14 protein-coding genes are annotated in these 15153 nt (G+C 40.3%); all 14 read left to right on the top strand.

Annotated features, from left to right (window positions below; translation table 11 throughout):
* Window positions 1-69 precede the first annotated feature (69 nt).
* The gene (locus O3652_RS03060; protein WP_000734766.1) at window positions 70-693 is read left to right on the top strand and encodes a hypothetical protein; all 624 of its coding nucleotides are present in this window, start codon (window positions 70-72) and stop codon (window positions 691-693) included.
* Between the two features lie 81 nt (window positions 694-774).
* A complete protein-coding gene (dprA, locus tag O3652_RS03055) occupies window positions 775-1623 on the top strand; it encodes a DNA-processing protein DprA (RefSeq protein ID WP_125413129.1) in 849 nt (282 codons plus the stop codon).
* Between the two features lie 117 nt (window positions 1624-1740).
* Window positions 1741-3828: a type I DNA topoisomerase gene (gene topA, locus O3652_RS03050; RefSeq protein WP_125413128.1), complete on the top strand. Its 2088-nt coding sequence runs from the start codon at window positions 1741-1743 to the stop codon at window positions 3826-3828.
* A gap of 106 nt (window positions 3829-3934) precedes the next feature.
* Window positions 3935-4294, top strand: a complete 360-nt coding sequence (locus O3652_RS03045) for a YbaN family protein (RefSeq protein ID WP_001220351.1) — start codon at window positions 3935-3937, stop codon at window positions 4292-4294.
* A 93-nt stretch (window positions 4295-4387) separates the two neighbouring features.
* Window positions 4388-5020, top strand: coding sequence for a copper homeostasis protein CutC (locus O3652_RS03040; RefSeq protein WP_125413127.1), 633 nt, complete (start codon window positions 4388-4390; stop codon window positions 5018-5020).
* A gap of 43 nt (window positions 5021-5063) precedes the next feature.
* Window positions 5064-5720, top strand: coding sequence for an MmcQ/YjbR family DNA-binding protein (locus tag O3652_RS03035; RefSeq protein ID WP_125413126.1), 657 nt, complete (start codon window positions 5064-5066; stop codon window positions 5718-5720).
* A gap of 314 nt (window positions 5721-6034) precedes the next feature.
* A complete protein-coding gene (locus O3652_RS03030; RefSeq protein WP_125413125.1) occupies window positions 6035-7597 on the top strand; it encodes a 2-isopropylmalate synthase in 1563 nt (520 codons plus the stop codon).
* Window positions 7598-7608: 11 nt separating this feature from the next.
* Window positions 7609-8646, top strand: a complete 1038-nt coding sequence (gene leuB, locus O3652_RS03025; RefSeq protein WP_125413124.1) for a 3-isopropylmalate dehydrogenase — start codon at window positions 7609-7611, stop codon at window positions 8644-8646.
* Complete coding sequence (locus O3652_RS03020; protein WP_125413123.1) at window positions 8643-8912, top strand: DUF1294 domain-containing protein; 270 nt, start codon at window positions 8643-8645, stop codon at window positions 8910-8912. The genes leuB and O3652_RS03020 overlap by 4 nt, the downstream gene beginning before the upstream one ends.
* Window positions 8913-8915: 3 nt before the next feature.
* The gene (gene leuC / locus O3652_RS03015) at window positions 8916-10298 is read left to right on the top strand and encodes a 3-isopropylmalate dehydratase large subunit (protein ID WP_125413122.1); all 1383 of its coding nucleotides are present in this window, start codon (window positions 8916-8918) and stop codon (window positions 10296-10298) included.
* 9 nt (window positions 10299-10307) lie between these two features.
* Window positions 10308-10901 carry a 3-isopropylmalate dehydratase small subunit gene (leuD, locus tag O3652_RS03010; protein ID WP_125413121.1) on the top strand — a complete coding sequence of 198 codons (594 nt, stop codon included), beginning with the start codon at window positions 10308-10310 and terminating at the stop codon, window positions 10899-10901.
* A 29-nt stretch (window positions 10902-10930) separates the two neighbouring features.
* On the top strand, window positions 10931-11710 hold the full coding sequence (locus O3652_RS03005; RefSeq protein WP_125413120.1) for an L-threonylcarbamoyladenylate synthase: 780 nt from the start codon (window positions 10931-10933) through the stop codon (window positions 11708-11710).
* A 162-nt stretch (window positions 11711-11872) separates the two neighbouring features.
* On the top strand, window positions 11873-13801 hold the full coding sequence (locus O3652_RS03000) for an McrB family protein (RefSeq protein ID WP_125413119.1): 1929 nt from the start codon (window positions 11873-11875) through the stop codon (window positions 13799-13801).
* On the top strand, window positions 13785-15089 hold the full coding sequence (locus O3652_RS02995) for an McrC family protein (protein ID WP_125413157.1): 1305 nt from the start codon (window positions 13785-13787) through the stop codon (window positions 15087-15089). The genes O3652_RS03000 and O3652_RS02995 overlap by 17 nt, the downstream gene beginning before the upstream one ends.
* The last annotated feature ends 64 nt before the right edge of the window (window positions 15090-15153 follow it).

Raw genomic sequence — 15153 nt, 5'->3', positions numbered from 1 at the left:
AGAATAGATTAGGTTAGAATTTGACAGAAGTCCTTATTTTTCTTATAATGCAGATGGAAAGGTGGTAGGATGAAAAAATTATTAATTTTAGGTACTGTAGTTACTGCTAGTGTTTTTCTAGCTTCATGCTCCAATAATTCGCAAACAGCAACCGAAGAAAGTTCGACTGCAGTTGTTAGTTCTTCTAGCAGTCAGGAAACAAGTAGTTCTAGTTCTGCTGTTTCTGAAGCGAAAAAGGAAGAGACGCAAATCATCGGCTCGAATGAGTATGGTTTTGTCAAGGTACCCAAATCATGGGTTCGATTCCATGAAGTAGAAGGTGGAAATGATATACAGTATAGTGATGGAACAGATATCAACATTGTTACGCTGAATACCTTTAAGGCTGAGCAGTTTAATATCAGCGAAGAAGAGTATGCTAAACTGGATGTTGTGACTGTCTCATCTAGTATTTTAACTTCCAAGGAACAAAGCTCTGATTTCAGTAAGGTTTGGGGCTCCAAATCGACCATTGGAGGCTATGAAGCCTATGTTGTCAATGCAATTGCTAAGTCAGGGAAATACCTCGTTACCTGGGTTTTCCGATCAAATGATGGTAAAATCCGCTATGTTTCACTTGAAGGGGATGGGGAAACTTTAAAAACAATCTTACCGATGGTTGAAAGTAGCTGGTCAACTACTAAATCTGAATAAATGAAAAAAAGAAGATTCTTGGTCTTCTTTTTATTTTTTTTACGAATAGATAGATGAGTAGAAAAAGAAATGGAGTTGTATATGAAGATTACAAACTATGAGATTTATAAATTGAGAAAAGCTGGGCTGACCAATCAACAAATTTTAACTGTTCTTGAATACGACGAGACTGTAGATCAGGAGCTCTTACTAGGTGATATTGCAGAAATATCTGGATGCCGTAATCCTGCTGTCTTTATGGAACGCTATTTCCAGATAGATGATGCTCAGTTGGAGAAGGAGTTCCAAAAATTTCCATCCTTCTCGATTCTTGATGACTGTTATCCTTGGGATCTGAGTGAGATTTATGATGCTCCAGCGCTCTTGTTTTATAAAGGAAATCTAGACCTGTTGAAATTTCCAAAGGTTGCTGTTGTAGGGAGTCGTTCATGTTCTAGTCAGGGAGCAAAGTCGGTCCAGAAAGTCATTCAAGGTTTGGAAAACGAGTTAATCGTGGTCAGTGGTTTGGCCAAAGGGATTGATACGGCTGCCCATATGGCTGCACTCCAGAATGGAGGAAGAACAATTGCAGTGATTGGAACAGGATTGGATGTTTTTTATCCCCGAGCCAATAAACGTTTGCAGGAACACATTGGCAATCACCATTTGGTACTTAGCGAGTATGGACCTGGTGACGAGCCCTTGAAATTTCACTTTCCAGCTCGTAATCGCATCATTGCTGGCCTTTGCCGTGGTGTGATTGTAGCAGAGGCAAGGATGCGTTCTGGTAGTCTCATCACCTGTGAGCGAGCTATGGAGGAAGGGCGTGATATTTTTGCCATTCCAGGAAACATTTTAGATGGCCATTCAGATGGCTGTCACCACCTGATCCAAGAGGGAGCAAAGTTGATTAGCAGTGGTCAAGATGTGTTGGCTGAGTTTGAATTTTAAGGAGAAATTTGTTTCCTCAGATAAACTTTTCTTCTATATATAGGACTTAGGTCTTGACAGCTATAGAAAAATGGTTTACACTTTATAAAGTTTATTACTTTGAAAAGGTGTGATAGTGTGGCTACGGCAACAAAGAAGAAAAAATCAACAGTTAAAAAAAATCTAGTCATCGTGGAGTCGCCTGCTAAGGCGAAAACGATTGAGAAATATCTAGGCAGAAATTATAAGGTTTTAGCCAGTGTCGGACATATCCGTGATTTGAAGAAATCCAGTATGTCAGTCGACATTGAAAATAACTATGAACCGCAGTATATCAATATCCGAGGCAAAGGCCCTCTCATCAATGATCTGAAAAAAGAAGCCAAAAAGGCCAATAAAGTCTTTCTGGCGAGTGACCCGGACCGTGAAGGAGAAGCAATTTCCTGGCATTTGGCTCACATTCTCAACTTGGATGAGAATGATGCCAACCGTGTAGTCTTTAATGAAATCACCAAGGACGCAGTAAAAAATGCCTTTAAAGAGCCTCGTAAGATTGACATGGACTTGGTCGACGCCCAACAAGCTCGTCGTGTCTTGGACCGCTTGGTAGGGTATTCGATTTCGCCAATTTTGTGGAAAAAGGTCAAGAAGGGCTTATCAGCAGGGCGTGTGCAGTCTATTGCCCTTAAGCTCATCATTGACCGAGAAAATGAAATCAATGCCTTCCAACCAGAAGAATACTGGACAATTGATGGTGTCTTTAAGAAGGGAACCAAGCAATTTCAGGCTTCTTTCTATGGTATGAATGGCAAAAAGATGAAATTGACCACTAATGAAGAAGTCAAAGAAGTCTTGTCCCATTTGACTAGCAAAGATTTCACAGTAGACCAGGTAGATAAGAAAGAACGCAAACGCAATGCGCCCCTACCTTATACGACCTCAACCATGCAAATGGATGCGGCTAACAAAATTAATTTCCGTACTCGAAAGACCATGATGGTGGCTCAGCAGCTTTATGAAGGGATCAATATCGGATCGGGTGTGCAAGGTTTGATTACCTATATGCGTACAGACTCGACTCGTATCAGTCCTGTGGCTCAGAACGAAGCGGCAAGCTACATTAACGACCGTTTTGGTAGCAAGTATTCCAAGCATGGTAGCAAGGTCAAGAATGCCTCAGGTGCTCAAGATGCCCACGAAGCCATTCGTCCATCTAGCGTCTTTAACACACCAGAAATCATCGCTAAGTACTTGGACAAAGACCAGCTCAAACTTTATACCCTTATCTGGAACCGTTTTGTGGCTAGCCAGATGACAGCTGCTATCTTTGATACCATGGCTGTTAAGCTATCTCAAAATGGGGTTCAGTTTGCGGCGAATGGAAGCCAAGTTAAGTTTGATGGGTATCTTGCTATCTACAACGACTCTGACAAGAACAAGATGTTGCCAGATATGGCTGTTGGAGATGTGGTCAAGCAGGTCAATAGCAAGCCAGAACAACATTTCACTCAACCTCCAGCTCGCTATTCGGAAGCGACTCTTATCAAGACCTTGGAAGAAAATGGAGTTGGACGTCCGTCAACCTACGCTCCGACCATTGAAACTATCCAAAAACGTTACTACGTTCGTTTGGCAGCAAAACGTTTTGAACCAACAGAGTTGGGGGAAATTGTTAATAAACTCATCGTTGAATACTTCCCAGATATCGTAAACGTGACCTTCACAGCTGAGATGGAAGGAAAACTGGATGATGTCGAAGTTGGAAAAGAGCAGTGGCAACGTGTCATTGATGAATTTTATAAACCATTCTCTAAAGAAGTAGCCAAGGCTGAATCCGAAATGGAAAAAATCCAGATCAAGGATGAGCCAGCTGGATTTGACTGTGAAGTTTGTGGTAGTCCGATGGTGATTAAGCTAGGACGTTTTGGTAAATTCTATGCTTGTAGCAATTTCCCAGACTGCCGTCACACACAAGCAATTGTCAAAGAGATTGGAGTCGAGTGTCCAAGCTGTCATCAAGGACAAATCATCGAACGCAAAACCAAGCGCAATCGTATCTTCTATGGTTGCAATCGTTACCCAGAATGTGAGTTTACTTCCTGGGACAAACCAATTGGCCGTGACTGTCCAAAATGCGGACACTTCCTGGTGGAGAAAAAAGTCCGTGGTGGTGGTAAGCAGGTTGTATGTAGTAATGGCGATTACGAAGAGGAAAAAATTAAATAAAATGCAGAGTACTGAAAATGAATTTCAGGCTCTTTTTACTTGAAGCTTGACAAATTTCCCCCTTGTGTGCGAAACTAGAGGAAGAGTAATTTATCTAGGAGAAATTATGCGTATCATTTATCTCTGTATTGGCTTTATTTCACTGGCTTTAGCTGTTATTGGAGTTGTCCTACCACTTTTACCAACAACGCCCTTCCTTTTGTTAGCTATCGCTTGCTTTTCAAAATCTTCTAAGCGTTTTGAAGACTGGCTTTATCATACAAAGCTTTATCAGACTTATGTAGCGGACTTTCGGGAAACCAAGTCAATCGCGCGAGAACGAAAGAAAAAAATCATCGTATCTATCTATATCTTGATGGGGATTTCTATTTATTTTGCCCCTCTTTTGCCAGTCAAAATCGGTCTGGGAGCCTTGACTGTCTTTATCACCTACTATCTCTTTAAAGTCATTCCTGACAAAGAATAGATAAAAATAGTAGTTATTTGCCTTGATAAAAATGAAAGCATATTTAAAATAATATGATATAATAAATTCAAAGAAAACATCAAGGAGAATCAAATGATTTACGAATTTTGTGCTGAAAATGTGACCTTGCTTGAAAAAGCGATGCAGGCTGGAGCTCGTCGAATCGAACTTTGTGACAATCTAGCAGTGGGTGGAACAACACCTAGCTATGGAGTGACCAAGGCAGCGGTTGAACTGGCAGCTAACTACGACACCACCATCATGACTATGATTCGTCCACGTGGTGGCGACTTTGTCTATACTGATCTTGAAATAGCGATCATGCTAGAAGACATTCGTTTGACTACTCAGGCTGGAAGTCAAGGGGTTGTATTTGGGGCTTTAACTGCTGATAAGAAGTTAGATAAGCCTAATCTTGAGAAGTTGATTGCCGCATCTAAAGGAATGGAAATTGTCTTTCACATGGCCTTTGATGAATTGAGTGATGAAGACCAGTTGGAAGCCATTGACTGGCTCAGCCAAGCTGGTGTCACTCGTATCTTGACTCGTGCTGGTGTGTCTGGTGACTCGCTAGAGAAACGTTTCGCTCATTATCACAGAATTTTGGAACATGCTAAAGGTAAAATTGAAATCTTGCCAGGTGGTGGGATTGATTTGGACAACCGTCAAACCTTTATCGAACAGTTGGGCGTGACACAATTGCATGGAACTAAGGTTGTCTTTTAAAAAATAGAAAGGAACTGCTAGCTTTGGGTAGCAGTTTTCACTTATGTTTGAAATTTTTAAATCCTATCAGTTTAATAAAGAAAAAGCCCATGCCTATGGTTTTGTGGAAAATGGGGAAGTCTGGACCTATAGTTGCCAGATTTTGCAGGGTGAATTTTTCATGACACTCTCCATCACTCCTGATAATGTGAGATTTCATGTCTTTGACCAGGAAACTGGTGATCTCTATCCTCAAGTACATATGGAAAGTATGCGGGGAAGTTTTGTCGGAAGTGTCCGTGAGGCTTGTTTGGAGACTCTCTACCAGATTCGGAAGGCTTGCTTTGATGTACAGGATTTTATCTGCCCTCAGACTAAGCGTATCATGGCTCAAGTTCAGGAAAAGTATGGTAATCAGTTGGAGTATCTGTGGGAAAAGTCTCCTGATACAGCTGTATTGCGCCATGAAGGCAATCAAAAGTGGTATGCTGTTGTGATGAGAATCCCATGGGATAAGCTGGAAAAGGGAAGAGAAGGGCTAGTCGAAGCAGTCAACCTCAAACACGACCAAGTAGCTGACCTGCTTTCACAAAAGGGTATTTATCCAGCCTTTCATATGAATAAACGCTACTGGCTTAGTCTGGCACTTGATGATAGTTTGCAAGATGAAGAAGTGATAGAACTCATCGAAAAAAGTTGGAACTTGACTGTGAAAAAATAAGAAAATTCGATTGAGTTTTCAAATACTTTCAATTAGCAAAATATTCTTTACTGAAGAAATTTTCAGAAAATAATGGATTTTTTCTTGACAAGTGTTTTTAGCTATGCTAAAATACTAAACAAGATATCAAACGAAGGAGAAAGTCAAACATGAAAACAGCTAAGTTTAATCAATTTGCTTTGTTGTTGAGGTACTCGGGCTAGTGCAAAAGCATTAGTCCTGTTTGGCTTACCAAGCGGGAGTAAATCAACATCTCGCTTGGGCTTCTGAGCGAGATGTTTTTTTAAAACCACATTTGGAAAAGGGGAAATCTTATGCGTAAAGTTGAATTTTTTGATACAAGCCTTCGTGATGGGGAACAAACACCTGGTGTTAACTTCTCAATAAAGGAAAAAGTTTCTATTGCAAGACAGCTGGAGAAATGGGGAATTTCTGTAATTGAAGCTGGTTTTCCGGCTGCTAGTCCAGATTCATTTATAGCTGTTCAAGAAATCGCTAAAGCTATGAAAAAAACAGCAGTGACAGGATTAGCTCGTTCTGTAAAATCTGATATTGATGCTTGTTATGAGGCGCTTAAGGATGCCAAGTATCCCCAAATTCATGTCTTTATCGCTACCAGTCCGATTCACCGCAAGTATAAGCTCAATAAGAGCAAGGAAGAGATTTTAGAAGCTATCAAGGAACATGTTTCTTATGCACGTTCTAAGTTTGAAATCGTCGAATTCTCTCCTGAAGATGCGACTAGAACAGAGTTGGATTTCCTCTTGCAAGTCGTTCAAACAGCGGTCGATGCAGGTGCATCTTATATCAATATCCCTGACACAGTTGGCTTTACGACTCCAGAAGAGTTTGCACGTATCTTTGATTACTTGACTGAAAATATTAAATCAGATCATAAAGTTGTCTTTGGTGTTCACTGTCACGATGATCTCGGTATGGCAACTGCAAATACTTTGACAGCAATTAAACACGGTGCTGGACGTGTCCAGGGAACTATTAATGGTATTGGTGAACGCGCAGGTAATGTTGCTCTTGAAGAAGTAGCTGTTGCTTTGAAGATTCGTGAGGATTTCTTCCAAGCAACTAGTGATATTGTTTTGGATGAAACAATGAATACGTCTGAAATGGTTTCTCGCTTCTCAGGTATTCCAGTTCCTAAAAATAAGGCTGTCGTTGGTGGCAATGCCTTCTCTCATGAATCGGGCATTCACCAAGATGGAGTCCTTAAAAATCCTCTCACTTATGAGATTATCACACCTGAATTGGTTGGTGTCAAGAGTAATAGCCTTCCGCTTGGAAAATTGTCAGGTCGCCATGCCTTTGTCGAGAAACTAAGAGAACTGGCCCTAGATTTTACAGAAGAGGATATCAAGCCACTCTTTGCTAAGTTCAAGGCTCTGGCTGATAAGAAACAAGAAATCACAGATGCAGATATTCGAGCTCTGGTAGCTGGAACCATGGTTGAAAATCCAGAAGGCTTCCATTTTGATGATTTACAACTTCAAACTCATGCAGATAATGACATTGAAGCGCTTGTTACCCTAGCCAATATGGATGGTGAGAAAGTCGAATTTAATGCAACAGGGCAAGGCTCTGTTGAAGCGGTCTTTAACGCTATCGATAAGTTCTTTAACCAATCTGTCCGCTTGGTGTCCTACACTATTGACGCGGTAACAGATGGAATCGATGCCCAAGCTCGTGTCTTGGTCACTGTTGAAAACAGAGATACAGAAACCATCTTTAACGCAGCAGGTCTTGATTTCGATGTATTGAAGGCTTCCGCTATTGCCTATATCAATGCCAATACTTTTGTTCAAAAAGAGAATGCAGGTGAGATGGGGCATAGCGTTTCCTACCGAGACATGCCTAGTGTGTAAAGGAGAAGGCTATGACAAAGAAAATAGTAGCTCTAGCAGGGGATGGAATCGGTCCAGAAATCATGGAAGCTGGTTTAGCGGTTCTGGAAGCTCTAGCTTCAAAAACAGGATTTGACTATGAGATAGAAAGACGCCCCTTTGGAGGTGCGGGTATTGATGCTGTGGGGCATCCCTTACCTGATGAAACCCTCAAGGCATCTAGAGAAGCAGATGCTATTCTCCTAGCGGCTATCGGTAGTCCCCAGTATGATGGGGCAGCGATTCGGCCTGAACAAGGCTTGCTGGCTCTCCGTAAGGAACTCAATCTCTATGCCAATATTCGGCCTGTTAAGATTTTTGACAGTCTCAAGCATTTGTCACCTCTCAAACCGGAACGAATTGCTGGGGTAGACTTTTTCGTGGTACGTGAGTTGACAGGGGGGATTTACTTTGGAGATCATATCCTTGAAGAGCGCAAAGCGCGTGATATCAACGACTACAGTTATGAGGAAGTGGAGCGGATCCTTCGTAAAGCCTTTGAAATCGCAAGCAATCGCAGAAAAATCGTTACTAGTATCGATAAGCAAAACGTTCTAGCGACATCAAAACTCTGGCGGAGAGTAGCTGAGGAGGTTGCCAAGGATTTCCCAGATGTGACCTTGGAACACCAGTTGGTGGACTCAGCTGCTATGCTTATGATTACCAATCCTGCTAAATTTGATGTTATTGTAACGGAAAATCTTTTCGGAGATATTCTATCAGATGAATCAAGCGTTCTATCTGGCACACTTGGAGTCATGCCATCTGCTAGTCACTCTGAAAATGGCCCAAGTCTCTATGAGCCCATTCACGGTTCGGCACCTGATATTGCAGGTCAAGGAATTGCCAATCCTATTTCCATGATTTTGTCAGTTGCCATGATGTTGAGAGATAGCTTTGGACGTTATGAGGATGCGGAGCGTATCGAACATGCAGTGGAAGCCAGTTTGGCAGTAGGAATTTTAACGAGAGATATTGGAGGGCAGGCTTCGACCAAGGAAATGACGGAAGCTATTATTGCAAGGTTATGAAGTTAGATGAAAAAATTACTCTAGTCCTTTTGGTTTGGAATGTCATGGTTTTCTCGATTTATGGCATTGACAAATCCAAGGCAAGGAGAGGTGCTTGGCGCATCCCAGAGAAAATTCTCTTGACTATAGCACTTGTCTGTGGTGGATTTGGTGCTTGTTTAGCAGGAATCGCCTTTCACCACAAGACTAGAAAATGGTATTTTAAAACAGTTTGGTTTCTTGGGATGGTAACCACACTAGTAGCCTTATATTTTATTTGGAGGTAATGGATGGCAGGAAAATCGATTTTTGATAAATTATGGGAACGCCATGTCATCACAGGAGAAGAGGGGCAACCCCAACTCATGTATGTAGATCAGCACTATATTCACGAGGTGACCAGTCCCCAAGCCTTTCAAGGATTACGAGACGCAGGTCGCAGATTGAGACGACCAGACTTGACATTTGGAACCTTTGACCACAATGTCCCGACTGTCAATATCTATGATATTCGAGATGTCATTTCCAAGGCTCAAATTGATAAGCTTGCTGAAAATGTTGAGGAGTTTGGGATTGAACACGCAGCCCACGGTTCTGAAAAGCAGGGAATTGTTCATATGGTAGGTCCAGAAACAGGACGGACCCAACCAGGAAAATTCATCGTCTGTGGAGACAGCCATACGGCTACTCACGGAGCTTTCGGAGCTATCGCCTTTGGGATTGGGACCAGTGAGGTCGAGCATGTCTTCGCTACCCAGACCCTCTGGCAAGTTAAACCCAAGAAAATGTTGGTAGAATTCACTGGTGTTGCTCAAAAAGGAGTTTATTCCAAGGATTACATTCTCGCCTTGATTGCCAAGTATGGCGTTGCTTGTGGTGTAGGCTATGTGGTGGAATATCGTGGGCAAGCGATTGATGCTCTGACCATGGAAGAGCGAATGACCATCTGCAATATGTCCATCGAGTTTGGTTCTAAGATGGGGATCATGAATCCGGATCAGACCACCTATGATTATCTCAAAGGACGAGAATGTGTTCCAGAGGATTTCGAAGAGGCTGTGGCGGATTGGAAAACAATTGTCAGTGATGATGATGCTGTTTACGATAAGGTTATCCAGATGGATGTCTCAGACTTGGCTCCCATGGTGACCTGGGGGACCAATCCTGCTATGGGCGTTGACTTTGACAGTAGTTTTCCAGAAATTAAGGATATGAATGATGAACGAGCTTATCATTACATGGACTTGGAACCTGGTCAAAAGCCAGCGGACATTGAACTAGGTTATATCTTTATCGGGTCTTGTACTAATGCTCGTCTCAGCGATTTGCAATTGGCTGCTCGATTTGTCAAAGGGAAGAAAATAGCTCCTAACTTAACGGCTATCGTGGTTCCAGGCTCTCGTCCTGTGAAACGAGCTGCTGAGAAGTTGGGATTGGACAAGGTTTTCCTAGACGCTGGCTTTGAGTGGAGAGACCCAGGTTGCTCTATGTGCTTAGGGATGAATCCGGACAAGGTGCCTGATGGTGTTCACTGCGCCTCAACTAGTAACCGTAACTTTGAAGACAGACAAGGATTTGGTGCTAAGACCCATCTCTGCAGTCCAGCCATGGCAGCTGCGGCAGCTATCGCAGGGCGTTTCGTAGATGTTCGGCAGATGCCAGAAGCCCAGTAAGGAGAGGATATGGAGAAATTTACAGTTTATACGGGAACGACCGTTCCTCTCATGAATGATAACATCGACACCGATCAAATACTCCCCAAGCAGTTTCTCAAGTTAATCGATAAGAAAGGCTTTGGTAAGTACCTTATGTATGCTTGGCGTTATCTGGACGATAACTACACAGAGGATCCAAACTTTGTCTTTAACCGACCTGAATACCGAAAAGCCAGTATCCTCATTTCAGGGGATAATTTTGGGGCAGGTTCTTCAAGGGAACACGCAGCTTGGGCTCTAGCCGACTATGGTTTTAAGGTCGTGATTGCAGGTTCTTTTGGGGATATTCATTACAATAATGAACTCAATAATGGCATGTTGCCTATTGTTCAGCCCAGAGAGGTTAGAGAGAAACTAGCCCAGCTCAAACCAACTGACCAGGTAACTGTGGACTTGGAACAACAAAAAATCATCTCACCAGTTGGAGAATTCACTTTCGAAATCGATAGTGAATGGAAACACAAGCTCTTAAACGGTTTAGATGATATCGGTATTACTTTGCAGTATGAAGACTTGATTGCTGCTTATGAAAAACAACGACCAGCCTACTGGCAGGATTAGAATAAATATAGAAAAGGAACTATAGAACTATGACAAAACACATTCAATGGAACGGAACACTTTCACAAGAAGGATATGACATTTTAAAAGGTGAGGGCGGATGTATCGTTTGCCCCACAAAAGTTGGTTACATTATCATGACGAGCGATAAGGCAGGACTTGAACGCAAATTTGAAGCTAAAGAACGTAACCGTAACAAACCAGGTGTTGTACTTTGTGGTAGCATGGATGAGCTTCGCGCTTTAGCACAACTCAATCCAGAAATTGAAGCCTTCTACCAAAAACATTGGGACGAAGACATTCTTCTCGGTTGTATCCTTCCTTGGAAACCAGAAGCCTTTGAGAAACTCGAAGCTTATGGGGATGGTCGTGAAGAACTCATGACAGACGTTCGTGGTACTAGCTGTTTTGTCATCAAATTTGGTAAAGCTGGTGAACAGTTGGCTGCTAAACTTTGGGAAGAAGGCAAGATGGTCTACGCCTCATCAGCCAACCCATCTGGAAAAGGAAACCGTGGTAAGGTAGAAGGAATCGGAGAACGTATCGAAGGAGCAGTGGACCTTGTCATCGAAGCAGATGACTACGTTGCTTCAATCCAACCAGACAAAACGATTGAAACTCGCTACGAGCAAGGTGTGATGGTTTCTATGGTCGATAAGGACGGAAAACTCATCCCAGAACAAGGAGGAGCACGTTCAATCTCACCAGCACCAGTCGTTATCCGTAAAGGGCTTGACATTGATAAAATCATGATTCATTTGTCAGATACCTTTAACTCATGGGATTATCGTCAAGGGGAGTATTATTAGGATAAAAAAGAAGTCTAGTGTTAAGAGACATTGAAGCTCCTAACACTGGACTTTTTTTTTAGAATTTCTTTTCTTTTTTAAATAGATATGATATTCTATATATGAAATGTTTGGAAATAGATAGTTTTTTATTCGAACAGTATTATAAAAGGAGTAAGATTGATGGATAAAAGAAAGCTTGGCTTGGAAGATTTTTATGCTTGGTACCAAGAAAATAAAATAAGATTAAGAGAAGATGCATCTAAGTATAGTATTTACAATGAACAATTACGTGAAGAATTTCTTAAAGAATGGCCACTTGATAGAATTTTAACCATGTCTATTGATGATTATGTTATTGGGAAAGGTGCTAAAAGTAATTCTTTTTGCTATAGTCTTGAGAGGGGGAAATACAAATCTTTATTTTTAGGTATTGGAGGAGGAGGCTCTTCAAAATTTGGTATTTATTGGAATGAGGATACCCAAAGCTATAAAAATCAAGCTAATAAAATCATTCCTATATCTGAATTGGAGCAACGTTTTAATAAACTAAAAAGAGATCTGTATCAGATTATTCAAATCGGTAGTAAACTCGATTTTGACAATCCTATATTTGATATGAAAAAGTCAACAAATGAATTTATTGGTCGTTCTGCTGTGGTGACAAAACTACTTTGTATTTATTCTGAGAACCATTCTTTTTTAGGAGTAAATATGAATAGTCAGAATGAATTTTGGAATAGGTTGATTCCTCAAAGTAATCAAGGAGGACCCTATCGTCAGAATCATGAGATTTGTAAACTATTTTCTAAAACCTATCCTGAACTAGAATCTTCAATTTTGGGTAGTGTTTTATTTGAATATTCAAAAGATTTTATAGACAGTGATAATAAGCAAGGAGAGAAAGAAATGTCTGAACAAAATAGTATTCATCATCCCTTGAGTAATATCTTATTACAATCCAAAAACCTCATTCTCCGTGGTGCTCCTGGTACAGGAAAAACTTATCTTGCTAAAGAAATTGCTAAAGAATTAACGGGTGGCAACGAAGACCAAATCGAATTTGTACAGTTTCACCCTTCCTATGATTATACGGATTTTGTGGAGGGTTTAAGACCAGTATCAAATGGGGATGGAGCTATTGAGTTTAGGCTAGAAGATGGTATCTTTAAGAAGTTTTGTCAGAAGGCTAAAGAAGCTCAGAAAACTGGAGGACAAGATAATTTTGATGAAGCTTGGGATCTTTATCTTGAATATGTAAATAGCAGAGATGAAAAAGAATATTTGACAGAATTTTCCTATCTCACAGTAAATAGTCGAAATAATTTTAATATCAATTATGAAACTAAAGCCCAAGGAACTTGCTTAACAAAATCTTATGTTTATGAACTCTATAAAGATGAAAAATATCTGAAACAGCCCTATTATCGTAATCAAGGAAAAAAAGTCCTAGAAACTTTAAAGAAAAGATTTGGTCTGAAAGATTATATTTCTCCAACAGAAATTGACACAGACAAGAAATTCGTCTTCATCATTGATGAAATCAATCGTGGGGAGATTTCTAAGATTTTTGGCGAACTCTTTTTCTCAATTGATAAAGACTATCGTGGTGAAAAGGGAAGTGTATCTACCCAATATGCCAATCTACATGAAAGTGATGAAAAATTTTATATCCCCGAAAATGTTTACATCATCGGAACAATGAATGATATTGACCGTTCGGTAGATACCTTTGATTTTGCTATGCGTCGTCGTTTCCGCTTTGTTGAAGTTACTGCTGAAAGTCAACTTGGTATGCTTGATGAGGTGCTTAGTGATAAAGCCGAAGAAGCTAAAATTCGTCTAAGAAACTTGAATGATGAAATCGAAAAAGTTCAGGAGTTAAACAGTCATTATCATATCGGTCCAAGTTATTTCCTTAAGCTGAAGGATGTAGACTTTGACTATGAATTACTCTGGTCTGATTATCTCAAACCACTTTTGGAAGATTACTTACGGGGTTCTTATGAAGAGTCTGAAACTCTGGCAACATTGAAAAAAGCATTTGATCTGACAAATAAAGAGCAAACAGAACCCCAAGATACTGGTGATAATGATGCGGATAACCGATAATCAGCATAGAATTGCTAAAGAAGACTTTGTCGCAGAATATCCCAACCTAAGTCAAGCCCTTCTTGATAGAACACTGGATAATCTTTCTCGAGAGGACAGTATCTTTATTTTCCCAAATGATTTGAAGCATTCTCCAGATTTGGATAAGGACCAAAAGATTTTTGAAACTGTCAATCAGGAAACTAAGACTGGAAATGTGATTGGTTTTCTGGGGTGTGGTCAGGAAAGATTGACGATTTCCTCTCGTTTTTCTGATAAAAGTAACGACCATTTTTTACATTATCTTTTACAAAAGGTTCTCAATATCAATCTGACTAGTTTGGATGTTGGACTATCTCCCGAAGATAAGCTCTATCAGCTTTTGATTTACCTCTTTCCAAAATATCTGCAAGCCGCTCTCCGAAAAGGTTTTTATAAGGAATACCAGAGATTTTCTCATAACGACAGTCATGTAAAGGGAGTGATAGATGTTGGAAACCATCTTAAAAGAAATGTTCCTTTTATGGGGAATATTGCCTATACCACTAGGGAGTTCACCTATGATAATCCACTCATGCAGTTGATTCGGCATACGATTGAGTACATAAAGAATCAGAAAAATTTCGGAGTTCTACTCGATAGTAATCGTGAAAATATAACTGAAATTACTCGTGTAACCTCAGCTTATAAACTAGCTGATCGTGCCAAGATTATTAGAATGAATAAAATCAAACCTATCCGACACGCCTATTTCAGAGAGTACAGAAAGTTACAAGAACTTTGTCTTATGATCCTAAGCCAAGAAAAGCACGGTCTAGGGGATCAGGAACAAAAAATCCATGGTATTCTTTTCGATGTTTCCTGGCTCTGGGAAGAGTATATTTACACCCTGTTGCTAAAAGATTTCATACATCCACGAAATAAGGATAAGACGGACGGAATTTCAGTATTTTCTAATCGTGAAAGAAAAGTATTTCCAGATTTTTATCGTAAAGAGTTAAAAATAGTTCTAGATGCTAAATATAAAAAACTGGAGTTCACTGAAAAAGGAATCAATCGCGAGGACTTATTCCAGCTGATTTCCTATTCTTATATTTTAAAAGCTGAGAAAGCTGGATTGATTTTTCCTAGTATGGAGCAGTCAGTAAATAGTGAAATAGGAAAGCTAGCAGGTTATGGAGCTTTGTTGAAGAAATTGTCTATCCAAATTCCTCAGAATGCCTCATCCTATAGTGCATTTTGTGAAATGATGGAAAGTTCAGAAGAAATTTTTAAAAGGAATATTGATAAAGAAGTGGGGAGAAACTAACCTCTTCACTTTTTTGATATTTATATAAGTAATTCCCGAACAATATAATTTGATTATTAAAAAT

The organism is Streptococcus sp. 27098_8_23, assembly GCF_041432195.1.
Lineage (GTDB): Bacteria > Bacillota > Bacilli > Lactobacillales > Streptococcaceae > Streptococcus.
This window is presented reverse-complemented; position numbering and strand designations above follow the sequence as displayed.